This is a genomic window from Pseudoalteromonas sp. NH0006-26 (assembly GCF_057552415.1).
This window is the reverse complement of record NZ_BAAJMJ010000001.1, coordinates 468,285-494,046: the sequence shown is the minus strand read 5'-3', so window position 1 is coordinate 494,046 and position 25,762 is coordinate 468,285. Positions and strand designations below refer to the sequence as shown.

Annotated in this window: 18 protein-coding genes; 13 read left to right on the top strand and 5 right to left on the bottom strand. The window is 41.2% G+C overall.

Annotated features, from left to right (window positions below; all coding sequences use genetic code 11):
- Window positions 1-7: 7 nt before the first annotated feature.
- From AC27JR_RS02010 to AC27JR_RS02000, 3 genes are all read left to right on the top strand, one after another.
- Window positions 8-1,234 (top strand): threonine/serine exporter family protein, encoded by a 1,227-nt coding sequence (locus AC27JR_RS02010; RefSeq protein WP_008108872.1) that lies wholly within the window; start codon window positions 8-10, stop codon window positions 1,232-1,234.
- 139 nt (window positions 1,235-1,373) lie between these two features.
- Window positions 1,374-3,422 carry a S9 family peptidase gene (locus AC27JR_RS02005; RefSeq protein ID WP_487172609.1) on the top strand — a complete coding sequence of 683 codons (2,049 nt, stop codon included), beginning with the start codon at window positions 1,374-1,376 and terminating at the stop codon, window positions 3,420-3,422.
- Window positions 3,423-3,558: 136 nt separating this feature from the next.
- Window positions 3,559-5,226, top strand: a complete 1,668-nt coding sequence (locus AC27JR_RS02000) for an RluA family pseudouridine synthase (protein ID WP_487172608.1) — start codon at window positions 3,559-3,561, stop codon at window positions 5,224-5,226.
- Between the two features lie 518 nt (window positions 5,227-5,744).
- Here AC27JR_RS02000 and AC27JR_RS01995 read toward each other — a convergent pair.
- Window positions 5,745-6,158: a hypothetical protein gene (locus AC27JR_RS01995; protein ID WP_008108879.1), complete on the bottom strand. Its 414-nt coding sequence runs from the start codon at window positions 6,156-6,158 to the stop codon at window positions 5,745-5,747.
- A gap of 214 nt (window positions 6,159-6,372) precedes the next feature.
- Between AC27JR_RS01995 and AC27JR_RS01990 the strand changes: the two genes are divergently transcribed.
- From AC27JR_RS01990 to AC27JR_RS01945, 10 genes are all read left to right on the top strand, one after another.
- The gene (locus tag AC27JR_RS01990; RefSeq protein ID WP_487172607.1) at window positions 6,373-8,724 is read left to right on the top strand and encodes a TonB-dependent receptor; all 2,352 of its coding nucleotides are present in this window, start codon (window positions 6,373-6,375) and stop codon (window positions 8,722-8,724) included.
- Between the two features lie 17 nt (window positions 8,725-8,741).
- Entirely contained in the window at window positions 8,742-10,895 is a 2,154-nt protein-coding gene (locus AC27JR_RS01985) for an FAD-dependent oxidoreductase (RefSeq protein WP_487172606.1), read from the top strand.
- Between the two features lies 1 nt (window position 10,896).
- A complete protein-coding gene (locus tag AC27JR_RS01980) occupies window positions 10,897-11,703 on the top strand; it encodes a DUF547 domain-containing protein (protein ID WP_487172605.1) in 807 nt (268 codons plus the stop codon).
- Entirely contained in the window at window positions 11,690-12,952 is a 1,263-nt protein-coding gene (locus AC27JR_RS01975; protein ID WP_487172604.1) for an ABC transporter substrate-binding protein, read from the top strand. Before AC27JR_RS01980 ends, AC27JR_RS01975 begins: the two co-directional genes overlap by 14 nt.
- The gene (locus tag AC27JR_RS01970; RefSeq protein WP_487172603.1) at window positions 12,949-14,667 is read left to right on the top strand and encodes an ABC transporter permease; all 1,719 of its coding nucleotides are present in this window, start codon (window positions 12,949-12,951) and stop codon (window positions 14,665-14,667) included. Before AC27JR_RS01975 ends, AC27JR_RS01970 begins: the two co-directional genes overlap by 4 nt.
- Before the next feature lie 24 nt (window positions 14,668-14,691).
- The gene (locus AC27JR_RS01965; protein ID WP_076918710.1) at window positions 14,692-15,345 is read left to right on the top strand and encodes an ATP-binding cassette domain-containing protein; all 654 of its coding nucleotides are present in this window, start codon (window positions 14,692-14,694) and stop codon (window positions 15,343-15,345) included.
- Entirely contained in the window at window positions 15,335-15,982 is a 648-nt protein-coding gene (locus AC27JR_RS01960) for a CDP-alcohol phosphatidyltransferase family protein (protein WP_076918711.1), read from the top strand. The genes AC27JR_RS01965 and AC27JR_RS01960 overlap by 11 nt, the downstream gene beginning before the upstream one ends.
- Window positions 15,972-16,760, top strand: a complete 789-nt coding sequence (locus AC27JR_RS01955; protein ID WP_076918712.1) for a sterol desaturase family protein — start codon at window positions 15,972-15,974, stop codon at window positions 16,758-16,760. The genes AC27JR_RS01960 and AC27JR_RS01955 overlap by 11 nt, the downstream gene beginning before the upstream one ends.
- Before the next feature lie 260 nt (window positions 16,761-17,020).
- Window positions 17,021-19,678, top strand: coding sequence for a family 16 glycosylhydrolase (locus AC27JR_RS01950; RefSeq protein WP_487172602.1), 2,658 nt, complete (start codon window positions 17,021-17,023; stop codon window positions 19,676-19,678).
- Window positions 19,679-19,752: 74 nt separating this feature from the next.
- Window positions 19,753-22,737, top strand: coding sequence for a TonB-dependent receptor (locus AC27JR_RS01945; RefSeq protein ID WP_487172601.1), 2,985 nt, complete (start codon window positions 19,753-19,755; stop codon window positions 22,735-22,737).
- A 73-nt stretch (window positions 22,738-22,810) separates the two neighbouring features.
- Here AC27JR_RS01945 and AC27JR_RS01940 read toward each other — a convergent pair whose 3' ends face one another.
- The 4 genes from AC27JR_RS01940 to AC27JR_RS01925 all read right to left on the bottom strand — a co-directional run bounded on the left by AC27JR_RS01940 (window position 22,811) and on the right by AC27JR_RS01925 (window position 25,593).
- A complete protein-coding gene (locus tag AC27JR_RS01940) occupies window positions 22,811-24,283 on the bottom strand; it encodes a S41 family peptidase (RefSeq protein ID WP_487172600.1) in 1,473 nt (490 codons plus the stop codon).
- 178 nt (window positions 24,284-24,461) lie between these two features.
- The gene (locus AC27JR_RS01935; protein WP_131692204.1) at window positions 24,462-24,719 is read right to left on the bottom strand and encodes a hypothetical protein; all 258 of its coding nucleotides are present in this window, start codon (window positions 24,717-24,719) and stop codon (window positions 24,462-24,464) included.
- A 65-nt stretch (window positions 24,720-24,784) separates the two neighbouring features.
- Window positions 24,785-25,312: a GNAT family N-acetyltransferase gene (locus AC27JR_RS01930; RefSeq protein WP_131692205.1), complete on the bottom strand. Its 528-nt coding sequence runs from the start codon at window positions 25,310-25,312 to the stop codon at window positions 24,785-24,787.
- A gap of 62 nt (window positions 25,313-25,374) precedes the next feature.
- The gene (locus AC27JR_RS01925; RefSeq protein ID WP_131692206.1) at window positions 25,375-25,593 is read right to left on the bottom strand and encodes a hypothetical protein; all 219 of its coding nucleotides are present in this window, start codon (window positions 25,591-25,593) and stop codon (window positions 25,375-25,377) included.
- Window positions 25,594-25,762: the final 169 nt, after the last annotated feature.

The following is a 25,762-nucleotide window of genomic DNA, read 5'->3' as shown; positions in this document are numbered from 1 at the left end:
AACAAATTTGAAAACCGCAACGTTTACTGAAAAACGCAAATTTATCGTTAAATTGGGCAAGATGCTCCATAAATACGGTACACCTGCCTATCGCTTAGAAGCCCACTTAATGGAAGTGGCGACTTATTTAGGTCTTAAATCCTCGTTTGTTATGTCTCCAACGTCGGTTACCTTTGTTATTTGGACGGATGGTCATGAAGATGAATATACCCATGTTGCCCGGGTTGACCCAGGCGATCACGATTTAGGTTCACTTGCGGATACCGATGACCTAGTTAATAAAATGCTTAATGGTGAACTCACGTTGCAAGAGGTTGATCAGCAACTTGATATCATTTTTGAGGCGCCAAACCCTTATAACAAAATCATAACCGGTATCGCTTTTGCCACCTCTGGCGGTGCATTTGCAATGCTAATGGGCACCAGTTGGAATGATGTTATTTGGTCTGGTTTATTAACCTTTATTGTTTACTTATTTGTATTGTGGTCGGCCCGTTCGAAACGTGTGGCTCACATGCTTGAGCCACTAGTGGCGATAGTGTCGGCCATTCTTGCTTGTGCTATTAGCGTTCATTTAGATGCACACATTAATATTCGGTTAATTGTGCTTTCTGCCATTATTGTGTTTATACCCGGTTTAGCCCTTGCACTTGGCTTAGCTGAACTGGCAGCCCGGCATTTAGTCTCGGGCACAGCACGCGTGATGGACTCGTTTATGTTGCTGTTTAAGCTCTATTTTGGGGCTTTTATTGGTATTGCTATTGGCTTTGCCTTATTTGGTCAAACCGATTTCGTACAACCTGAGCCGTTACCAAAGTGGACTGCATGGTTAGCCATATTCTTACTCTGTAGCAGCTTAATTGTGATATTTAGAACCAAGTTTAAACACGCAGCCTGGTCTATAGCCTCTGGCTTTATTGCCTATGGCACTAGTATTGGCTCTGCCATGTACTTAGATTACACACTGGGTACCTTTGTGGGCGCATTCTCTGTAGGTGTGTTTAGTAACTTATTTAATCGTGTTGCCAATGCCCCGGCCTCTATTGTGGCTATGCAAGGCCTAATTGTATTAGTACCTGGTAGCAAAACGTATATTGGTTTGAACTCACTGATTGAAGGGCAAGATTTTGTTTATGCAGAGCATATTGGTCAACAAACGTTTTTAATCTTTATGTCGCTGGTGGCCGGACTTATTTTTGCTAACGTAGCACTTCCTCCTAAAAAAAGTCTATAACATTAAGCGCGGTTTCACACCGCGCCATAGCATTATTGCCTTCATTAAACGCCCTCTTTTGAGGATTAATCGCATTTTTTAGTATATTGGGAACACCTTGCTATAATGGCTGAAATCTAATAAAGCAAAGGAAATAACAATGCTAAAAACTAGCTTAGCGATAGCAATTGGGCTTTCAAGCTCACTTGCATTTGCGCAATCAGCAATCACTGTTGAAGACATTCCAAAAGTAAAATCGGTAATACAAACAAGCGTTAGCCCCGATGGCGACACTGTTGCATTTACTCGTTCGTTACCTCGCACGCTTTACGTTGACGAAAATGGCAGTAATTACAGTGAGCTTTACGTTGTTGATGATGAAGGTGTTGAACGTCCTTTTATTACCGGCTCGGTTAATATTAAAAGCCTACAATGGTCAAACGACAGCAAAACAATTTACTTTTTAGCGAAATTAAAAGACGACAAATATACTTCGCTTTACCAAATACCTGTTGATGGCGGCCAAGCACAAGCGGTTATGTCATTAAAAGGCACATCTATTTCAAGCTATCAGTTAAGCCCTGATAACAAGCAAGTTGCTATTTTAGCAATGCCAGCTGCTGATAAGTCAGAAAAAGAACTAAAAAAGCTTGGCTTTAAAGCAGAAGTGTACGAGCAAGGCCTTAAAAACAAGCAGCTTTTTATTGTAGATTTAGCTAAAGCCGACAAGCCACTTACTCCAACTGCACTCAATGTTGATAACTACGTAAGTGACGTTAATTGGGCTGCTGATGGTGAAAAGCTACTGGTTAAGACTCAACCTACAGCTTTAATTGACGACAGATACACAAAATCAATGTGGCATTTATTTGATATTGCTAGCAATAAAGTTACCTTGTCATTTAAAACTGAAGGTAAATTAGGCGATGCTGAGCTGTCGCATGATGGTAAATACATTGCTATTTTAGGTGCAGAAGATAAGCACGACCCTGCAACTGGTCGCCTATTTATTGCCGATACTAAAACTGCAGAAATCACAGAATGGTTACCTAACTTTATGGGCCACGTTGTCGACTTTGAATGGTCGCACAAACGTAACACCCTTAACTTTATTGCCAATGTAGGCACTGAAAGTTTTGTTGCGAGCATTAAAACTGGCTCTAACAAATACAAGAAGCTCGTAAAAGAAGGCAAATTTATTGCCTCACAGCTAAGTGTTTCTGATTCAGATAAAACACTCGCACTTCGTGGTAACACAGCAAAACACCCTAACGAAGTCTTTATCGTGCGCAGTAACAAAGCAACACGTTTAACTGATTCAAACAGATGGTTAAACGACAAACGCTTTGCTAAACAAGAAACAATTACCCTTAAAGCGCGTGACGGTGTAGAACTTGATGGTGTACTAGTTTACCCACTCGATTATGAAAAAGGCACACGCTACCCCCTAATTATGTCGGTTCACGGTGGCCCTGAAAGCCATGATAAAAACGGCTGGGTAACTAACTACTCGCGCCCTGGTCAAATGGGGGCTGCCCGTGGTTACGCGGTATTTTACCCTAACTACCGTGGTTCAACAGGTAAAGGCGTAGATTACTCTAAACTAGGTCAAAACGATTACGCAGGTAAAGAGTTTGACGACTTAGTTGATTTTAAAAATCACCTTGTTGATATGGGATTAGTTGATACTAAACGTGTTGGTATTACCGGTGGCTCATACGGCGGTTATGCATCAGCGTGGGGCGCAACAAAGCTAACCGAGCACTTTGCTGCCAGCGTTATGTTTGTGGGTGTAACTAATCAGCTATCTAAATTTGGTACTACTGATATTTCAAACGAAATGAACCTAGTTCATGCGCGTTCATACCCATGGGACAAATGGCAATGGTACTTAGAGCGCAGTCCTATTTACTGGGCAGGTCAATCTGAAACGCCACTGCTTATTATGCATGGTAAAGACGATCCTCGCGTTCACCCTGCACAATCTATGGAACTTTACCGTTACATGAAAGTGCAAGGTAAAGATGTACGCCTTGTTTACTACCCAGGCGAAGGCCATGGTAACCGTAAAGTAGCAGCACAATACGATTACAGCTTGCGTTTAATGCGCTGGATGGACAACTACCTAATGGAAGGCAAAAAAGACATGCCTGCATTTGAAATTGACCATGCCGCTAAATTAAAAGCAGTGAAAGACGCTAACAAATAAGTATTAGCTTATAACCAAAGGCCAACATAAATATGTTGGCCTTTTTGTTTGTATTACCGGGCATGCTTAGTGGCACAGCAAAGCTTATGTTACACTCTGACTCATTATTCTGATAACTGCTAATCACACCATTGCCATGTCAAACCCTGCTAGCTGCTTTACCACTTTTAATGAAAATATAGATAATCTTGCACTGCCTGATCAGTTTACATTTCCCTTTTATTATAAACCCCATCCGCTGGCCATTGCCGCTGCAAAACAATTACAACTACAGTTAAACAAGCTAGATAAGGCTATTTTAGATACAGATGATATTGATGCCGGTAAAATGTTTGGCGTATTGGTTGTTCAAGATAAGTCGCAACAGCTAGGCTTTATTAGCGCCTATTCGGGGCAAATAGCGGGGATAGATGAGCAACTGCATTTTGCGCCAAATGTGGCACTTAAACACATAGACGATGCAGAGTTTAGTCAGCAAAGCCAAGTGATTAACGACATTAATGCGCAAATTACAGCCTTGCAAAACAGTGATAATTATCAACAAATTGAGCAACAGTTAGTGACTGCTCGCCAACACTATGAGCAACAACTTATCGCCAAGCAGCAAGCAATGCAAGTAACTCGAAAACAGCGAAAACAGCAACGGCAAGCCGCCAGCGAACAACTCAATAATGACGAGTTTGAAAAACTGAAAAACCAATTAGCTGGGCAGAGTATTGTTGAGAAAAAACAACTACAAGAATTAAAGCAACAGTGGCAAACACGCATTGCAGCCCTTGAGCAAGCACAACTAACAATAAATGATGAAATTAACGGATTAAAAAAACGCCGTAAAGTACTCTCTAAAAACTTACAAAAAAAGCTATTCGCTCAATACCAGTTTTTAAATGCAAACGGCGAAGTGACCGATTTAAACGCCATTTTTGCCAAACTGCCCGAGCACACACCGCCTTCAGGTGCGGGAGATTGTGCAGCGCCAAAATTATTACAATATGCCTATAAACATAATTTAAAGCCGCTGGCTATGGCCGAATTTTGGTGGGGCGCACCGCCTAAATCGGCAATCAGACATCATTTACATTATTACCCTTCGTGCTACAGCAAATGCCAGCCTATTTTAGGGCATATGCTAGAGGGATTAAATGTTGAAGATAACCCGCTATTGGTCAACCCTGCACAGGGAAAAGACCTAACGATTGTTTATCAAGACGATGATTTGTTGGTGGTAAACAAACCTGCTGAATTTTTATCTGTGCCAGGCATTAATATTGACGATTCGGTATATATGCGAATTAAAACTCAGTTCCCACACGCTTCGGGGCCACTTATTGTGCACCGATTAGACATGTCGACTTCAGGGCTGTTAATGATTGCGTTAAATAAACGGGTGCATAAAGCACTGCAAAAACAGTTTATAGAGCGTAGTGTAGAAAAACGTTATGTTGCTTTAGTGGCGGGTAATATTGCTGCTGAGAGTGGCAGCATAGAGTTACCTTTAGTGCTTGATTTTGATGATAAGCCACGGCAAATGGTGTGTTACAAAACGGGTAAGCCGTCATTAACAACATGGCAGGTACTGGAGCGTAAAAATAATACCACCCGCTTACAACTCTATCCAAAAACAGGACGCACTCATCAATTGCGAGTTCACTGTGCCCACCATTTAGGCTTAAATACACCTATTGTGGGTGACACCCACTACGGTGAAAAGGCAGATCGACTACATTTGCATGCCGAGTATTTAGCTTTTACCCATCCTATTAGTCATGAACGATTAGAATTTGAAGTAGCCGCTGATTTTTAAATCAGCGCTGCTTTTAGTCGAATCGGATTCTAAAACAGTGCCATTTTTTCATATTGCAAAGTAGGTAACTTTTACCGTTGCAATATAGAAAAATTTACCTGCATTATGCAAAGCCACAATCCAAAAAATATAAATACCAATGAAATTCAAGTATTTAAAAATTGGCATTAGCTTTGCTTTTATTATTGTACGTATTTGTTACAGCAACTTATACCAATTCGCTTATTTAAGTGATCTATTTTGAGGATGGAAAAACGTGTTGATAGCAAGGCAAAGAATTCGCTATTTAGTTGTTCTAAATGAGGATTTTTTAACGCAGGTAGCGACACGTTTAGTCCCGCAAAATGATTAAGTAATATTGCGGATTGGTATTGAATTAATTGAAAGCGCCAAAAAGTGCTTTTAGTTACACACAGTAAATGGCTTGCTAAGCGTTTACTGTGCACAACAGAACTTCCTACACTCCCTGTGTACTTTATTGGTTATAGGCTAACGCTTATAACCATTTTTTTTGCTTATTATTTAACAGTAAATTTTACGTCTTGATCGCGTAATAAATAAAGCGCAAAACACGCAGCCCACATCGGCCATGCTGCAAAAAACAATAAATTATTAAAGCCATCTATGTACTGATTGTAAGAAGACAGCGTTGATAGTCCATGCATTATAAAAATAGCACCGTAAGTAATACGTTTTTTAAAACCGACTAAAAACGCTATCACTAGCGATAATTGCAATGTACCTAAAATATAAGCAATCGTATCGGTAGAGCCACTGATCCCGTAAAAATGCTCAAAAATACGAGCGCTATGCCCCGGATTTACAAATTTATCCAGTGTCCACATTACCATCACAATAAACACCCCTAGGCGCAGCGATAAAAGCGACCATTGCAAACGAGTTTGTACATCAGTATTGATTGAATCTGTCATAAAATTTCCTTAAAAAAGATATAAATAAACTAATTGGCAAGTAAGACCGTATAATCGTTTTTTTATTTTCAAATAAATTAAACTCTTTACAATAAAAGCACTATTATTTAACCGCTAAGATAAAAAAATAAAAACATTAGCAATTGATTGAAAGATATTTGTACCTGTCTTGGTCTTTTGTGTACATCAACATAAAACAATAGAGAAACACGATTTGAAATACACGTATTTAGCTTTAACCCTCGCCCCACTATTAAATGTAGCTTTAGCAGCTCAGGCTACAGAGACAAAAAGCCCAGACCCCATTGAGAGAATTGAGGTGGCAGGGCAAGCGCTTAAATATAAAAACCTCTCTATTAAAAACACCACAGTAAATGGCCCTTTTGGCGACAACCTGGCTTTACAAGACATAGCTCGCTCTGTGACCCCTATTTCTAAAGACTTAATTGAGCAATTAAATATAACAACATTGCACGATGTGCTCGCTGTAAGTCCTAATACATACGCGGCCAGTGGTTTTGGTGCACCAAGCTTACCGACTATCCGCGGCCAGTTAGGTGAGTTATTTCAAGATGGTACTCGACGTCAAGCAGGTAATAATGGTTTTGGTGTGCCGTTGTCGTTTAATGCGATAGAACAGATAGACGTAGTTAAAGGTGCACCACCTGTATTGTTTGGTTCAAGCCAACGTAACGGTGGCTTTGTAAACTTACACTCTAAAACAGCCTCAACTGATCAGCGTAAAGGCAATGTGAAAGTGTCTGCAGGAAGTTGGGATAAGTATAGCGCCCAAGTAGATTACAACGCACCGATTGTTGAGGATAAAATTGGCTTACGTGTTAGCTATGAGCATATTGATCAGGGCAGTTATTATGACTACTCAGCCACACAAAGTAATAGCTTGTTTGCGGCATTAAAAATTTTACCGGATGACAAAAGCAGTTGGGACATTAACTTTGAACTGTACCAAACAGAATTTACCGATAACGCTGGTATAAACCGCCCTACCCAAGCGCTTATCGATCATAATCTTTATATTACTGGTCAAGGGTTACAAGCGAATGGCAGTACAGTTCCTAGCGCAGGGTCTATTATATCGCCTACAGGACAAGTCAAAATAGATACCAGCCGTGTGCTTACCGACCCTGATAATCTCAATCAAGCAACCACTTATTTAGTTCACAGTATTTATAAGCGCGCACTGTCTGATGTAATGTCGATTAAAAACATTAGTTACTTTCAACATTTGCAGCGCGAAGAAATAGCACAAAATAGTTTTGTTGAAATAATTGATGGCGCCGATACCGCACAAAACCGCACTGAACTCACCTATCAATGGAGCGATGAGCAGCAAACCTTATTCGCCGTTGATGTTCGTTATAATAAAGTATTGGGTTACAGCCAATTTACTACTGAAGCTGACACACCTATTGATTTAACCGGCCCACTTTCAAACCGCCGCATTCCATTAACTGATGCACAAAAGGCACGTTTGGTAGAGCTACGCCCCGGTGTATATGTATCCCCTGGTGGTCAGTACGATATTAACAATGATGGCAATGGTGATTTTAATTTATCAGACACTACAGACTCACGCTCATGGCAAACCGGCATTGCCATTCAACAAGACTCACAATGGACTGACAGCTTACGCACCAGTGCTGGCTATCGTGTTGATTACTATGATGTAGAAGCAAATGACCCGATTGCACCTCAAGGGCAAATAGCCGCTAGTGATAGCATTAACGATACACTGCAATCAGCGCAGCTGAGCGTTAATTACTCAGTAAATGACGATTTAACCACTTATGCGGCAGCAAGTTATAACGAAGCCACCTCTAACAGCATGGCCGGCGGTAATACGTTAGGTGGTGACAATACAATTAGCGCACAAAATTTTGCTACGGAAAATACTTTAGTCGAGTTTGGCGTGAAATATGCGCCAACACAAAGCGACTGGTATGCAGATGCTGCTGTATTTAGCCAACGCCGCAGCTTACGTAATCGCGATGGTAGCAATACTGGTATTCGTACGACCGGATTCGAAAGCCAAGTATTTTACGACGCTTACCCTTACTGGATAAGCGCAGGCTACAGTTATATTGATGCCCGTTATGATAACTCTGCGACAGGCCAAGACTCAGCTCAAATAGCCGATGCGTTTGATAATTCGCGCCCCGACATTATTGCGGGTAACAGCATAGGTGCACCAAGTTACACTGCTTTTGCGCCCTCAAACCGTCAAGTTCAAGGGATCCCAGAGCAATCATTAAGTTTAAACGCTAACTATACAATTACCTCTCAGTGGCAAGCTGGATTTTCTGCCCTGTATACTAAAAGCTACCCTTTAGATTTTTTGGCTACCGTATACATTCGCGATCAGCATACCTTAAATGTTAATACCAGCTATGCGTTTACCTCAGCGACTAAATTAAGACTCGATGTAAATAATATTACCGATCAGCAAAACTGGCGTCCTGTATTTGAAGGTGGCTATTTTGGCGCGACACTTGCGTTCCCAGAATTACCAATTAACGCTAAGCTCACACTTACCCATAACTTTTAAACCGTTTGAGAGATAACATGTTAAAAAAACTAAGTTTGTTATTACTGGCGGCGATAGGTGTCGGTTTATTCTTTTTTTATGACCTAAACCAGCTCCTTACCCTCGACGGGCTAAAAGGATCAATGGCACAATTTGATCAGTACAAAACTCAATCACCGTTTTTGGTGATCGGGGGTTTCTTTTTACTTTATATATTAGTGACCGCGCTATCACTGCCTGGTGCAGCTATTTTAACGCTAGCCGCTGGTGCTTTATTTGGTTTGGCTCAAGGGTTATTAGTTGCCTCGTTTGCCTCAAGCATTGGTGCTACGTTGGCATTTTTAGTGTCGCGTTATTTATTACGCGATACCATAAAAAAACGCTTTCCTGAACGTTTAGCCGCTATAGATACTGGGGTTGAAAAAGAAGGCGCATTTTACTTATTTACGCTGCGCTTGGTGCCTGTTTTTCCGTTCTTTTTAATTAATTTATTAATGGGTTTAACCGCTATTAAGTCATGGACTTTTTACTGGGTAAGCCAAATCGGGATGCTGGCGGGTACCTTTGTATTTGTTAACGCTGGTACTCAATTAGCACAAATAGATAGCTTATCGGGCATTTTATCGCTGGATTTAATTTTATCGTTTGCGTTATTAGGGGTATTCCCGTTAATTGCAAAAAGCCTAATAAATGCAATAAAAAAGCGCCGTGTTTATAAAAACTACACTAAACCCAAAACATTCGACCGCAACATGATTGTTATTGGTGCGGGCGCAGGCGGCTTAGTCACCAGCTATATTGCAGCAGCAGTTAAAGCCAAAGTAACTTTAATTGAAGCCGGCGAAATGGGCGGCGACTGCTTAAATACTGGCTGTGTACCTAGCAAAGCCATTATTAAAAGTGCAAAAGTAGCCCAGCAAATGCGCCAAGCTGAAAAATATGGGCTACAAAACACGACACCGCAGTTTTCGTTTAAAAAAGTAATGGCACGAGTGCAGCAAGTGGTTGCCGATATTGCCCCACACGACAGTGTTGAGCGCTACACAAACTTAGGCGTAGAAGTAATAAAAGGCTACGCCAAACTTATCGACCCGTGGACGGTGGAAATTAAATTAAATGATGGCGGCACGCAAACACTCACTGCCCGTACTATTGTTATTGCCACTGGCGCACGCCCATTTGTACCGCCACTACCTGGGATTGAAGAAACCGGCTATGTCACCAGTGATACGTTATGGAGCAAATTTGCTAAGCTTGACGATGCACCTAAAAAGCTTGTTGTACTTGGCGGTGGGCCAATTGGTAGCGAATTGGCACAAAGCTTTGCGCGTTTAGGTTCAAACGTTACGCAAATTGAAATGGCTGAACGCATTATGATCAAAGAAGACTTAGAGGTGTCTAAATTTGCTCACGAAGCGTTAACACAAAGCGGCGTAAACATTTTAACCTCACACCAAGCACTGCGCTGTGAAGCACGCAACGGTAAAAAATTCATTGTGGTAAAACACAACGACAATGAAATCGATATTGAATACGACGAACTACTTTGCGCCGTAGGGCGAAGCGCACGCTTGGAAGGTTATGGCCTTGAAGAACTTGGCATAGAAACGAGCCGCACTGTAGTCACAAACGAATATCTAGAAACACTCTACCCTAATATTTTTGCCGCAGGCGATATTGTAGGTCCGTATCAGTTTACTCATGTAGCCGCTCATCAGGGCTGGTACGCTGCAGTAAATGGCTTATTTGGTCAGTTTAAAAAGTTTAAAGTAGATTACCGTGTTATTCCTTGGACCACATTTATTGACCCAGAAGTAGCACGGGTGGGCATAAATGAACAAGAAGCGATTGAAAAAGGCATAGACTATGAAATCACCCGCTTTGAATTTGAAGAGCTAGACCGCGCCATCACCGAAAGCGCTAACAATGGTTTTATTAAAGTGATCACCCCTAAAGGTAAAGACAAAATACTCGGTGTTACTGTGGTTTCTGAGCACGCTGGCGATTTAATTGCTGAATTTGTACTAGCAATGAAACACGGTTTAGGGCTTAACAAAATATTAGGCACCATTCATAGCTACCCAACATGGGCCGAAGGTAATAAATACGCAGCAGGTGAGTGGAAACGCGCTCACGCACCTGAAAAAGTACTAAACATGCTGGAAAAATACCACGCCTGGCGCAGAGGCTAATATGTTTAAAACACCTTTAAAAGCGCTATTGTTAGGTTCTGCTTTGCTTGCAACATCGTTTGCAAGCAAAGCTCAAAACATGCATGACAGCTGGAATGCATTATTAAACAATCATGTTGTAGCTATTAATCATGGCCACAGCACAGAGGTTGATTACACAGCAATAAAAGCTAAGCGCAAAGAACTTAAAACCTATTTAGATTCGTTATTGGCTGTTACGCAAAATGAGTTTGATACATGGGAAAAACCTAAGCAGCTGGCGTTTTTAATTAATGCGTATAACGCTTTTACTGTTGAGCTAATATTAACAAAATACCCAGATCTTAAATCAATTAAAGATTTAGGCAGTTTTTTTAGCTCACCGTGGAGCAAAGAGTTTATTTTTCTGATGGGTAAAACTCGTAGCTTAGATAACATAGAGCATGACTTAATCAGAGGTAGCGGTAAGTACAACGATCCACGTATTCATTTTGCGGTAAATTGCGCCAGCATTGGCTGCCCTGCTCTTCGAGAGGAAGCCTACACCGCAAAAAAACTAGAGGCCCAATTACACCAACAAACAGTGCGTTTTTTATCTGATACGTCACGCAATAAACTACAAGGCAACACCCTAAAGCTGTCTTCTATATTCAAGTGGTATAAAGGTGATTTTACCAAAGGGTTTGGAGGGGCTAATTCATTATCACAGTTTTTATTACTATATGTTGATGCGCTCAATTTAGGGCCTGCCCAACAACAAAAATTAACAAGCGGCGACATGAAAATAGACTTTTTAGACTATAACTGGGATTTAAATGCGCGTCGTTAAGGCCTTTACAGTGTGCTTGCAAAGGTGTTTTTTTAGTATCGCCATTTTTATGTGCCTACTCACCGCTTTTAGTGTATTTGCTAATGATGCGAGTAATACTGTTTGGCAAAAAATCCAAAACCAAGGCAAAAACCAATCGGTGTATTTTTATGCGTGGGGCGGCGATGCGCAAATAAATGCCTATATTCAGTGGGCTGCGCAGCAAGTAAAAGCTAAATATAACATTAACTTAGTACATGTAAAACTCAGTGATACCAGTGAAGCAGTAAGCCGCGTGCTTGCTGAAAAATCAGCAAATAATCATACCCAAGGCAGTGTCGATTTAATTTGGATCAATGGGGCTAACTTTGCTGCTATGAGTAAGCACGGGCTTTTACTAAAAGACTGGGCTGATAAATTGCCTAATTTTATTTACACCAATCCAGAAAACAATCCCAGCGTGCTGTTTGATTTTGGTTTACCCACTCAGGGAATGGAAGCCCCCTGGGGGCAAGCCTCACTGACTTTTTATTACGATACGCTAGCAACGAGCGCTCCACCTCAAACCCTTAATGAGTTATTAAGCTGGAGTAAAGCAAACCCAGGACGATTTAGTTACCCCAAACCCCCTGACTTTTTAGGAATGAGCTTTTTAAAGTATGCATTAGTGGTATTACACCAACATAGCGATGCAATGCTACAAGCAAAATTAAATCAACCAGTTAGTGATGAAAACACAGCCCAAGTGCTTGACTCTTTGTGGGCATTTTTAAATAAATTGCACCCTAATCTTTGGCGTAATGGCGAGTACTTTATGCAAAGCGGCGTACAAATGCGCCGTTTAATAGACGATACAGAGCTTAGTATTGGCTTTACGTTTTCGGCACCAGAAGTACCGGCTGCGGTAAAGCGTTATGATTTACCAAAAAGTATACGTAGCTACGCAATGCAAGATGGCAGCTTAAGTAATACTCACTTTGTCGCTATTCCTTATAATGCAAGCCATGCACAAAGTGCGCAATTAGTGGCTAACTTTTTATTAAGCCCCGCAGCGCAAGCGCATAAACAAAAACCCGCTATATGGGGTGACAAAACGGTATTAATTCAAACGAGCTTAACCGCAGAGCAGCAGGCATTATTTAAGGCCGTGAAGCCGCATCCTAGCGCACTACCTCTTAATAGTATTAAACGCACACTCAGTGAGCCACACCCAAGCTGGGTAGAGGCGATTAACACTGGCTGGGAAGCTCGTTATGGAACAAGCCAATGAGTAAAGTACTCCATACAGCTGATTTATTCTCACGCCTAGTCAAAATAACCCCTTACTGTTTGCTGGCACTGTTAACAATACCTGTATTGGGCGGCCTAATTGGAGTAATGTTGCCTGCCTTTGGCTGGGCGCCTGCCTTGAATAAAACCAACATGAGTTTGGCTGGGTTTAATGCTTTATGGGATACGCCTGGGCTTTCACAAATGCTAGGCCTGAGTATACGTACCGGACTAATTAGTACATTAATAGCGTTTGCGCTCATGATTATTATGCTGGCTGCATTTTTTAATAGTGTATGGCTAAAACGAATTGAACACCTATTGAGTCCCATACTGGTTATTCCCCACGCTGCAGCGGCGATTGCAGTAAGTTTTTTAATCGCGCCATCGGGATTATTCACTCGCTTGTTTTCGCCTTGGTTAACGGGCTGGCAATTGGCACCTGAGGGCTCATTACCATATGATACTTTTGGCTGGAGCATTATTATTGGGCTTGTGCTTAAAGAGCTGCCTTTTTTATTGCTCATTGCATTGGGTATTTTAGCGCAGCCTGAACTTGGCAAAAAACTACGAAAGCAGCATCAAATTGCCATTAATTTAGGTTATTACCCTATGGTGGCTTTTTTTAAGGTGGTGCTACCCAATTTATACCCACTGTTACGTTTACCCATTTTTGCAGTACTTGCTTATGCCAGTGCCAGCGTTGAAATGCCACTCATACTTGGGCCAAATACCCCCCCGACTTTAGCCGTTGCTATTATGCATTGGTTTAATGATGTTGATTTAACCCTGCGAATAAAGGCCTCGGCGGGTGCTCTGTTACAATTAGCGATCACTGTTGGGCTACTCTCAATTTGGCTATTACTTGAAAAAGTCATTGCTATAGTTTTTAGTCAGTCACTCATCAACGGCCGACGCCATTATGCTCACCAACTTGTTCGTACTTTTACTCATGTCTTTACTTGCGTAATTTTAGCCTTTATTGCAGCTGCGTTAATTGGGTTAGTACTATGGTCAGTGGCTGGTTATTGGCGTTTTCCGGATACCCTACCCTCCAGTTTGGTATTACTGCACTTTGAAAATGCTTTTACACACATACACACTCCTTTGTTTAATACTTTTGTTATTGGGCTTGTTAGCACGGGTTTCGCCACTATTTTGGTACTGTTATGCTTAGAAGCAGAACAAATAACAGCTAAACCTTTGTCGAAGTGGGCACAGATAATTATATACCTGCCATTGCTGGTGCCCAGTATTGCTTTTTTATTTGGTATTGTGTGGCTACAGCAATTGCTAAATAGTCAGCATGCTTTTTTTAATGTGATATTTGTACATTTGCTGTTTGTTTTACCCTATGTTTTTTTATCTATTGCGGATAGTTACAGGTGTTTAGACCCAAGATTAGCGCGTGTTGCTGCAAGCCTAGGTGCCACCCCATGGAAGGTGTTTTTCCAGGTTAAATTGCCACAGTTATTTGCGCCTATATTAATTGCAATGGCGCTGGGGCTAGCAATTAGTTTTGGCCAGTACTTATCAACCCTGTTAGCCGGTGGTGGCCGAATAGCCACCATAACCACCGAAGCCGTAACGTTGGCAAATGGTGCAAGTAGGCGCACCAGTGCTGTGTATGCAATACTACAAATGGGCTTACCCCTACTCGGCTTTATACTGGCGTGGGGATTACCTCGGTATGTTTTTAATAACAAGCAGCTATAATTTCAATATACTAAAGGGCGTTTAATGCAGCCATCATTACAAATTAAAAATTGTCAGCTTTATCGTCAAAACGAATTGTTACTGAGTTTAAATGAACAGGTTAAAGGTGGTGAAATTCTTACCATTATGGGGCCATCAGGGAGCGGTAAATCTAGCTTATTAAATTGGCTTACTGGCACATTACCTACGGGTCTTAATGCGACTGGCGAGGTGTGGCTAAATGATACTAATATTAGTTGCTTGCCCAGCCATTTACGCCATGTTGCTGTGCTATACCAAGACCCATTACTATTTTCGCATTTATCGGTTGGCGGTAATATTAGCTTTGCCATGCCAAAAATGGATAAAACACAACGCCAGCAGCAAATAGATCAAGCACTTACACACATAGGGCTAAAAGGTATGGCCAAACGCCATCCAGATACCCTCTCGGGTGGACAGCAAGCCCGTGTTGCTTTATTACGCTTATTGCTGAGTAAACCCAAAGCGATTTTACTCGATGAACCCTTTAGTAAGCTTGATCAGCAATTACGTATTGAAACCCGTCAGCTGGTGTTTTCACAAATTAGGGAATATCAGTTACCCGCCATTATGGTCACCCATGATGAAAGTGACGCAATAGCCACAAATGGCAAAATCATCAATCTAAACGTACAAAGTGATATTAATGTTAGATAAATTTATTACACCACTTATAAAACCGGTGCTTACTCCGTGCGTAAAACAGCTGCATAAGAAAGGAGTGAGTGCCGATCAATTAACCTTAATAGGTTTTTTAATTGGCTTGCTAGCCGTTCCACTGATTATTTTTGAATATTGGTACGGCGCATTAATCGTAATTTGTATTAATCGCATTTTTGATGGTCTTGATGGCGCACTCGCGCGTTACGCTCAGAGCAGTTCAAGCGCAGGGGGATATTTAGACATTACCCTCGACTTTTTGTTTTATGCGCTTATTCCTTTTGCGTTTATTTTAAGTAGCCCTGAGCAAAATGCATTGGCGGGGTCATTATTACTTGTGACTTTTATAGGCACAGGGTCGAGTTTTTTAGCGTTTGCGATTGCCGCCGAAAAATTTAAACTCGATAAACCGCAATTTAAATACAAAAGTTTTTACTACTTAAATGGCTTAACCGAAGGCACTGAAACCATTGCCTTGTTTATTGCCTTTTGTATTTGGCCGCAGTATTTTTCAATTCTTGCTGTTTTATTTGCCATTGCCTGCGCGATAACTATTTTTACCCGTATATATGGAGGTTATTACACCTTAAAACAGCAAGAAACCGCACTCAACGAGGTAAACCATGAGTCATGAAGTATATTGGCGGCTAGGCTTCTTTTTTAGCGTACTAGCAATAATGATGCTGCTTGAATGGCAAAAGCCTGCACGCCAATCAACTATTAAAAATAGGTCACGCTGGTTTGCTAATTTTGGATTAACCTTTACTTCTACTCTGCTTGCACGCTTTACAGTGCCGGTTGGATTAACTGCGGTTGCTGCTTATTATCAGCAGCATGGAATTGGGCTATTTAATCAACTCAATGTCTCACCACTCATTGTAGTGATACTCAGCTTACTTTTGCTTGATTTAATTATTTACTGGCAGCATCGGCTTTTTCATCAGGTGCCTATTTTGTGGCGTTTGCACCGCGTACACCACGCTGATGCACATATTGATACCAGTACCGGTCTGCGATTTCATCCTATTGAAATTGTACTCAGCATACTTATAAAATTGATTGCCGTTACCGCTTTGGGTGTACCTGCTATTGCAGTATTAATATTTGAAATTGCACTCAATGGGTTAGCACTGTTTAATCATGCGAATATTCGCTTGCCAAACGCAATAGAAAAACCACTGCGCCTCATCCTTATCACTCAAGTGCTGCACCGCATACATCACAGCCAAAACCCCGAAGAAACAAACAGTAACTTTGGCTTTAGTGTAACTTGGTGGGATCGACTTTTTGGCAGCTACAAAACCAGCGCCACATTATCAGACAACGAGATAAACATCGGCCTAGCCCAATATCCCGATCCAAAACAAAACGCATCCTTGTGGCATTTGTTAACGTTACCATTTAAAAAGTAGCAATAAGCTAAACTAAGCAAAAAATTTAGCTTAATTTATAACATTATCTGAGCGTTTGACCCGTTACATTAACAAAAGCAGTTCATTTAAAGTAAATCAATTGTAAATTATTTAAACAAATTCTTGACCCAATTAGAAATCCCCCATATTATTTGTAAGCGCTTACATTTACCACACAGAAAAATGTAAGCGCTTACAAAAATGACAAAATCAACAAATACACTATATTCTGACAATAATCAGTTGAACGGGGTTCAGTTATGAACATTGAAACAACACGCATTACTCGCATTTTAGCTGCTATTTCATTAGCATCTTTGGCGGGTTGTGGTGGTGACGCAGCGACTACTACCACCGATATTGAAAAAGTAAATCCTACTGAACCAGTCTCAGACTGGCGTATGGTATGGAATGATGAATTTGACAGCGCCAGCATTGATGCTAACAAGTGGAACTTTGAATTAAACTGCGCTGGCGGTGGTAACAACGAAAAACAATGTTACACCGACAGTGAAGAAAATGCCTTTATTAAAGACGGCGTACTAAACATAGTCGCCTTGCCTGCTGAAGAAGGCGCAGAAAAACCATACACGTCAGCCCGTTTAAACACCCGTTACAACGCCGATTTTACTTATGGCCGCTTTGAAATGCGTGCAAAACTACCTGCTGGTCAAGGTAGCTGGCCTGCATTTTGGATGATGCCAACCGATGAAGAATATGGTACTTGGCCACGCTCTGGCGAAATTGATATTTTAGAAGCGGTTAACCTAAAAACAGTCGCAGAAGATGGCACTGTTGAAGCAAATGTTTACGGTACACTTCACTACGGCCGTGAATGGCCAAATAATTCAAGCTCAGGCAAAGCTTATACCCTGCCTGAGGGAATGAACCCGGCTGACGACTTCCATACTTATGCAATAGAATGGCAAGAGGGCGAAATTCGCTGGTACGTAGACGGCTATTTATACGCCACACAACGTCGCTCTGAAATTTTCTTTAATTCAAAAGGTGAAGCTGCAGGTTTAAGGCACAAAGGTTGGTTTGCTGAATACTTCGAACAAGGCAGTGGTGAACTTACAACTCACTGGGATAATGCCCCATTTGATAAAGATTTTTATCTTATATTAAATCATGCTGTTGGCGGCGACTGGCCAGAAAATGTAAATAATTTAGGCATTGACGAAACTGCATTTGCAGAAGGTCAAAGTTTTGAAATTGATTACGTTCGTGTTTACGAATGTGCCTCAGATCCGGCCACCGGTAAAGGCTGTGAAACAGTTCGCCCTGGCTACGATAGCCTAGACGATGCACTTGTTGAAGGTAAAGCGCCTGTTCCACCGCCGCCTAGTACAGGCGTCGCAGCAAACCTTGATATCTTTGATGGCAGCTTAAATGCTAATTGGATTGCATGGGATTGTTGTGGTGGAACAACACCTGAAACAATTACTGACGCTGATAAAGGCGACGTTATTAAATTTAATATTAATGACAATAACGGCACTGTATTAGGTTTCTCTACTCGTGGCGGTCACTTCCCAGATGATTTTACTGGCACTTCATCTCCATTTGATGCTTCGCCATTGCTTGAGCTAAACGGTCGTTTAACGTTTGATATGAAAGTGGTAACCCCGCCCACATCAGACACCACTTGGATACTAAAAGTTGAAGCTGGTGACGGTAACCCAAGTACTGGCGATATACCACTTAGCCAAAGCAATGAAGGGGTTACTCCTGTTACCGGTCAATGGCAAACTTACACCTTCCCACTATCAATGCTACAAGAGAAAGATCTTGATGTAAGCGCGATTGATGTATTAATGATTTTTCCAGCATGGCAAACCGGTGAAGGCGCAGAGTACTTAATTACCAATGTTGCGATTGAAGGTGATTTACCTGGAAGCCCAGAAGTTGACCTATTTACAGACGGACAAAACCTAGATTGGCCAATGTGGGATTGTTGCGGTGGCTCTACTCCAACAGAAGTAATGGATGATGCAGAACATGGTTTAACAGCTGAATTCAGCATAGGTGAAGCACCAACGGTTATGGGCTTCAACACTCGTACATCTGCAAACGGAAGCGGCACTCCATTCGATGCCACGCCTATTTTAAGCAGCGGTGTACTGCAGTTTGATGTGAAAGTGATGTCAAACCCAAATAACCCAGATGCAACTTGGTTAATGAAAATTGAATCTAATGAGGGTGATACCGCAGTAGAATTACCATTAACAGATGTTGGCGATGCACCTGTTGCGGGTGAATGGAAAACCTACACTTTCACATTCGCAGATTTAGCGGGTGCCGGTTTAGATGTCAGTGCCATAGATGTGGTGATGATATTCCCAGCATGGGGCACAGGTGAAGGTGCGGTTTACCGTGTTGATAACGCTAAGATGTACGATCCTAGTGCATCAGCAGGCGATGAAATCACTATTTTCCAAGATACTGCCGCAGATATGTGGAAGATTTGGGATTGTTGTGGTGGCTCTACCCCGACTGAAGAAACTGACGATGCTGATCACGGTATTGTAGCAGAATTTGTAATTGGCTCTGCACCAACGGTAATGGGCTTTTTAGCGGACGACGGTACTTCTTTTGATGCTTCAGCAATATTAGCCAATGGCGTTGTACAATTTGAAATGAAAGTGGTAACGCCGCCAAATAGTCCTGACGCTGAATGGAAATTTAAAATTGAGTCAACAGGCGCAGCAACAGCGGTAGAGCTTCCTTTAGCACAAAGTGTTGAGGGAGAAGTACCCGTTAATGGTCAATGGCAAACCTACACATTTACATTACAGTCACTGTTTGCTGCCGGTTTAGATATTAGTGATATTAATGTACTGATGATGTTCCCAGCGTGGGGCACAGGTGAAGGCGCTGTTTACCGTATAGACAACGTAGTTATCGCTAATCCGTAATCCCTAATTCAGTGGTAGGTACTAAATTATAAGTACCTACTTACCGTAAAAAATTAAGTAAAAGCAGAGCAATTATGAACACAAATAAGTTTAAAAAAAGCCCACTAGCGGCTTCTGTGTCACTTATCATCGCTGCAAGCACATTTAACTTCGCTTACGCTGCGCAAGAAAATACTGCCGAACCTGAACTAGAAGTTATTGAAGTAAAAGGTATTCGTGGCTCACTCATTCGTTCAATGGATGTAAAACGTGACGCATCAGGCGTGGTCGATGCCATTTCTGCTGAAGAAATGGGTAAATTTCCAGATACTAACTTAGCTGAATCGCTACAACGTATAACCGGTGTATCGGTGAGTCGTTCAAACGGTGAAGGTAGCCAAATTACCGTACGTGGTTTTGGCCCATCATTTAACCTTGTAACACTTAACGGCCGTCAAATGGCGGGCACTGGCTTTACACGTTCATTTAATTTTGAGAACTTATCATCTGAAGGCGTAAGTTCACTCGAAGTTATGAAAACAGCCCGTGCCGACACCCCTACGGGTGGTTTAGGCGCAACGGTTAATATTGTTACTGCTAAACCGCTGCAAAAGCCGGGTCAACGTTTTTCTGTAATGGCAAAAGGCATACACGACACCTCAGTAGAAGAAGGTGATAAAGTTACTCCTGAAATAGCAGGTATTTACAGTAATACTTTCGCAGACGAAATGTTTGGTTTTTCAGCAAACTTTTCATACCACCGTCGTGATTTTCAGCGCCAAGCTGCAAATGTTCGCTCTTGGTTAGTCAATCCTGATTTATCAGTGGATGCTGAAAACATCATAGATAACCGTCCAATGGATGCTGATGGCAACCCAGCGAAACAGTTTTTCGAACCTATTTCAGGCGAATACATATCAGCAGCCTTCTTCCCACAAGAAGTTAGCTTTGCAAAAGACGATATTCAGCGCGAGCGTTTAAATGCTCAAGCTACCTTCCAATTTGCCCCGACCGATGATTTAACTTTCACTCTTGATCATACTATTTCACAAGCCACTACAGGTAATAACTCATTATCGTGGGGTATTTGGAACGGCTCATTTGGCGGTAATGGTAATGCCTATGAGCTAGATGAAAACGGCACCGCTATTTATTACAACTCAGCTGGTGATGACGCGTCATTCACGGCATTTCGTGAAACCTCAGAAGTAGACTCAAAAGCAACCGGTATTAATGTTGAGTGGTTAGCAACAGAAAACCTAAGTTTTAATTTTGATGCGCATACTTCAAAAACCACTACAGATAACGGTAAAGATCCAGGCTTAAACTCTAATGCCCGCATTATTCTAGGCTCAGCCGATCTCTCGACTAAAGAATACTTTTTCCGCGAAGGCGATGTGCCGGGTTTCAATATAAATTGGAATAACGGCACCCAAGAAGTGAATCCTAATCAAATTGGCTCTAACTTTAGCATTTTCACTCGAACGCCGGGTGAGTCAGAAGTATCTCAAGTTCAATTAGATGGTAAATTATTTACTTACACAGATATTGGCCTTGAAACTGTAAAATTTGGCGCAGCTTATACCAAACAAACACTTAGTGGCTGGGGTGGTTCTAATAATGCCAATGCACCTGGCTTTAACAACGGTACATTCGCTGAAATTTTTCCAGATTCTATGTTTGAGCGTGTTGATTTAAGTGGATTCCTTGACGAATTTTCATTTGGTCCTAACGGCGTAGCGCCAGGTTATGCTTATACTTATGACCTTGATGAAGCATTTGCTCGTCAAAGTGCTTATTTAACCGAAGATGTTATTGGCAGTGATTATTATCGCATTGGTAGCTTTGACCGCTTCCCAACTAACGAAGTTGAAGAAGAAACCATTAGTGTGTATCTCTCTAGCAACTGGGTATTTGACGTTAGCGACTACGAAGTTTTTGTTAATTTAGGTCTTCGTTATGAAGAAACTGATATCGTCAGCCCAGCTAAAAGCCGGGTAGCTGAACAAGTTTATTGGGCTGGCGGTGCAGAATGGTTAACTCAATTTGCCGCTGGTGGTGAATTAGTTGAAGTTGAATATGAAGGTGAGTACGACTTACTATTACCTATGATTGATATTAAGGTTGATCTTACTGATGACTTAGTAACCCGCGCATCATGGGGTCAAACAATCACCAGACCAACACTGGGTGATATGCTAGGTAACTTGGCTTTAACGCCATCACCTAAATTAAACTCACGAAGCGGTAGCCGTGGTAATCCGAATCTAAAACCATTTAAATCAACTAATCTAGATTTAAGCTTTGAGTATTACTACAGCGAAGGTAGTTATGCTGCAGTTGGCTTATTTTGGAAAGATGTAGATGACTGGATAGATAATACTACTGTAAAAACTACTTTTGACGGGCTGCATGATGTGTATTTAGGCCAGCGTTGGAACAACGCAGTAGCCGCCATTGAAGGTCGTGGAGATCAAGCAACTGACACTGCAATTTACAATGAAATTGTAGCTAACGGCGTAGGCATTGGTGAAAACAACCGTATCTTACCAGACCCAGCAACCGATCCGCTGATTGAATGGACCATCAATTCACCTGAGAACGTGGGTTCACGTAAAGTAAACGGAATGGAGTTTGCTGTTCAACACTTGTTTGGCGACTCGGGCTTTGGTGCGGGCTTTAATGCCACCGTTGTTGATGGCGATGTAGAGTACGATAACTATTACCTTGCCTCTCAAGCAGTATTAGCTGGTTTAAGTGACTCTGCAAACCTACAAGGCTTCTATGAAAAAGATGGCCTATCGGTGAAAATTACCGGTGCATGGCGTGATGAGTACCTAATTGCACAAGGCTTACCAGATTCTGGTGCAACAGCTCCGCCACAATATGCTGAAGAGTACTTGCAGTGGGATATTAGTGTTAACTACGAAGTTAACGAAAGCACAACGGTATTTTTTGAAGGTGTGAACTTAACTAACGAAACCGAGCGTTCATTTAGCCGCTTCGAAAGTCAGTTCTTAAGCGCGGCTCAATACGGCCCTCGTTATGCCTTTGGCGTTAGATACTCTATGGGCAATTAATACCTTGCCTAAACACAGTTTTTGATTAACCCCTATAATTGAAAAGTCAAAGCCGCTCATTGAGCGGCTTTTTTCATAAATGTTTAACTTTTTCTAATAACTTGTCGGTTGTCCAATCAATATCGTTATAGGCAATGTTGGGTTTGTAGTAATCGCCCTTTCCTCTTGCTCTATTCACATATACTTTGTTAGGGATGATCACTTTACCTAACCCTGAGGGTAACTCGGCTAATCGAACATCCATATACAATGAGTCAGCACTACTTGGCGCGCCAAATAACTGAGTATTTGTAAATTGCTTAAATACATCAATGGCATCAAGACACGCACTTGCACACTGTGGCGGTACAATAACAAGAACCTGTGTTTTAAAGTCACTCACTGGTACCGTACTTTCGCTTAGGTTTGATTTACTTTGCTTTTCTTCGATGTAAAATGGCTTATTGTTTTCAAGTGACTGCGCCATACCTGCTGCTATTTCTTTAATCAATTCATGAACTTCAGGTTGATCTTTTACCACGTCAATTAACGATTTTACATAGTTAGTATTGTCTTTTGACGCTCTCCACCAAACCCGGCTATTTTGTGAGTAGCTATCCATTTTTTGTTCAACAACCTGCTCACCCCACAACGCTTTTGCAAGCGTTAAGCTCCAATACGACGAGCCACCTTGGTTATGACGAAGATCTAAAACCACCGTTTTTGCACTGAGTAACTTAGAACGTTGAACAGTCACTTTTTTATACAGGTTATTGTAATCCTTAGTTTGCTTATCGTTATTTGCAAAACTAGGCATAGCAATCCACGCTATGTTTTGCGCAGGCCATGTTAAGTCGGTTGCAAGCTCATCCCCATTATAGGCAAGTGTTAAATGCTTAGTTACACTCTGTGGCTGAACAGACCAATCAAGGGTTTTACTGTAGGGTTGTCCATTGGCTTTAACAAATTGACATTCTTTTAGAGGTGTTAAAAATGGGTTGCCCTCATCAACAAGTAACCGCCAACCTTGCTGCCACCAATGCCCAGGCTGTGTAACCTGTCCATGAAACTTAAACACTCTTTGTCGCATTAACGTCTCTGTACTTTGCCCATCGCAGCCAGTTATCACGTCGCCTTTATTTATATTATCTGTTTCACTGTAATACACTTTTAGTGCATCACCCCGCCAAACTGCACGAAAACCAGGCCAGCGACGAGCAGGTCGTTCAACACGTGAAAACACACCAGCATGACCATCTTGTAGCACAGTACTAAAACGCGCTATTGCCGCAACATGAACCTGTGGCCCGCTCGCTTTAGCAGACAGTGCAAATGCTTCTGCTTTTGCTTGCTTTAATAGCTCAGGAAAGGCTGGGTTGTTAACATCAAACATGCCAGGGTGATTTTTTGCCGATATGCTGTAAGCAGCTTCAATATCACGCTCAGTAACAATGCGCCATTGCTCTGGGGTTTGAGGAGAAGCCGATAATTTGGCCATGCTCAAGGTAGGCGTAATCAATAAAGCGCTCAATAAAGTACGGCTAACTATTTTTGTTTTTATGTTCATGAAAATCCATTTTAAATTAGGCTATATAATTACTGTAAACTCATTTGGTAGAACTAAAAATACATTAAATCAAATAGGTATTAGCAAATTATTTTTACAGCAGTAACTTAGCAACATTAAAAGCAGCTAGCAATGAGCAAGATTTAAAATGAACTGGCTTTAAATTTAGAGCAACAGCTTACTTAGAGGTTTGTTCAATTTTGGTTTGCAGTAGTGTTATGCGGGCGTTGAGTTTTCTAAAGGTATACTGTGAATAGAAAAAGTTTAAAAAGAAAGCAGCAAAACCTGAGCAAGCAAGCCCTATCAATGGGCTGAAATAAAACATTAACAATAAAACAATTACAGCCATCGCTAACGTAAGTCCCAAATAATGAAATCCACTAAATAACTTTCGGTTGTTTTTTTCAAGTTGTACTAGATGAGAATCTATATGCATTAAAAATTTCCTTTTTGACAAGTAAACGTTAACTATTTTGAGCTTTACTACCTACATAGCATTATTTAAAAAAATGAGTTACTCCACTGCGCCTTAGTTAATCGGTATAACTGTACGGCACGACCGTGAAATTCATGATTACTGTAGTCTGTAAAGCCAATTTTCTTTGCTACTTTTAATGACGCAATATGCTCAGGTTCAATAATAACAACGACGGATTGATGAGTAGTTTGCGTAAACACATACTTTAAAACACCTTTAGCCGCTTCGCAGGCTAAGCCTTTATTCCAAAAATCGACCGCTAATCGATATCCTAAATTAGGCTCTTCGTTACCCGCGATACTTTGTGGGGAAATACCACAAAATCCAATCAATAAATCGCTGCTTTTATCTATTAATGCCCATGGCCCCAAACCATATGAATCGTAACATTGTATACACCACTTTATAAACTCACCAGTTGCAGCTTCATCGCACACACCACGAATTGAGTATCTCATCACCTCATCGTCACTAAGAATTTTACTTAATGCCGGCACATCATCAATTGAAAATGGCCGAATAAGCAACCTTTGGGTTTCACAAATTTTCACTCAAACCTTCTTGTTATCACAGCTAAAAAATTTCAACAAACCAAGTGATTAAGGTTGTTATCTCAGTTATTTCGCTCTTTTTTATATTTCGAATGCCACAAAAAGTATCCAAATAATATGCCTACTAAAGGAAATATTATTAAAGATGAAATGATTCCATCAAAAAAATCTTGCTCACCTGTAAAGTACATAATTAATTGAAATAAAAAAGCTGTAGGAACTCCCCAGCCTAGAACACCTTTTAGTAAAATAAAACGGAATTTAGTGTGGTTTATATTCATGAGCCTTCCTTGATTTATAAGCCCAAATAATGAGTTAGAATAAACGCTTTAGCCATAGCAGAAAGATAATAAAAAGTAACTATAACAGGAACAGTAACTGAGTTTTCATCTTGGTACAATCGATAAGGACATTAGAGTCGACAAATTTCTAAATTAAATTTCTATAAAC

Coding starts and splice junctions, on each gene's coding strand:
- AC27JR_RS02005 (WP_487172609.1), top strand. CDS start 1,374: ATGCTAAAAACTAGCTTAGCGATAGCAATTGGGCTTTCAAGCTCACTT.
- AC27JR_RS02000 (WP_487172608.1), top strand. CDS start 3,559: ATGTCAAACCCTGCTAGCTGCTTTACCACTTTTAATGAAAATATAGAT.
- AC27JR_RS01995 (WP_008108879.1), bottom strand. CDS start 6,158: ATGACAGATTCAATCAATACTGATGTACAAACTCGTTTGCAATGGTCG.
- AC27JR_RS01985 (WP_487172606.1), top strand. CDS start 8,742: ATGTTAAAAAAACTAAGTTTGTTATTACTGGCGGCGATAGGTGTCGGT.
- AC27JR_RS01980 (WP_487172605.1), top strand. CDS start 10,897: ATGTTTAAAACACCTTTAAAAGCGCTATTGTTAGGTTCTGCTTTGCTT.
- AC27JR_RS01975 (WP_487172604.1), top strand. CDS start 11,690: ATGCGCGTCGTTAAGGCCTTTACAGTGTGCTTGCAAAGGTGTTTTTTT.
- AC27JR_RS01970 (WP_487172603.1), top strand. CDS start 12,949: ATGAGTAAAGTACTCCATACAGCTGATTTATTCTCACGCCTAGTCAAA.
- AC27JR_RS01965 (WP_076918710.1), top strand. CDS start 14,692: ATGCAGCCATCATTACAAATTAAAAATTGTCAGCTTTATCGTCAAAAC.
- AC27JR_RS01960 (WP_076918711.1), top strand. CDS start 15,335: ATGTTAGATAAATTTATTACACCACTTATAAAACCGGTGCTTACTCCG.
- AC27JR_RS01955 (WP_076918712.1), top strand. CDS start 15,972: ATGAGTCATGAAGTATATTGGCGGCTAGGCTTCTTTTTTAGCGTACTA.
- AC27JR_RS01950 (WP_487172602.1), top strand. CDS start 17,021: ATGAACATTGAAACAACACGCATTACTCGCATTTTAGCTGCTATTTCA.
- AC27JR_RS01945 (WP_487172601.1), top strand. CDS start 19,753: ATGAACACAAATAAGTTTAAAAAAAGCCCACTAGCGGCTTCTGTGTCA.
- AC27JR_RS01940 (WP_487172600.1), bottom strand. CDS start 24,283: ATGAACATAAAAACAAAAATAGTTAGCCGTACTTTATTGAGCGCTTTA.
- AC27JR_RS01935 (WP_131692204.1), bottom strand. CDS start 24,719: ATGCATATAGATTCTCATCTAGTACAACTTGAAAAAAACAACCGAAAG.
- AC27JR_RS01925 (WP_131692206.1), bottom strand. CDS start 25,593: ATGAATATAAACCACACTAAATTCCGTTTTATTTTACTAAAAGGTGTT.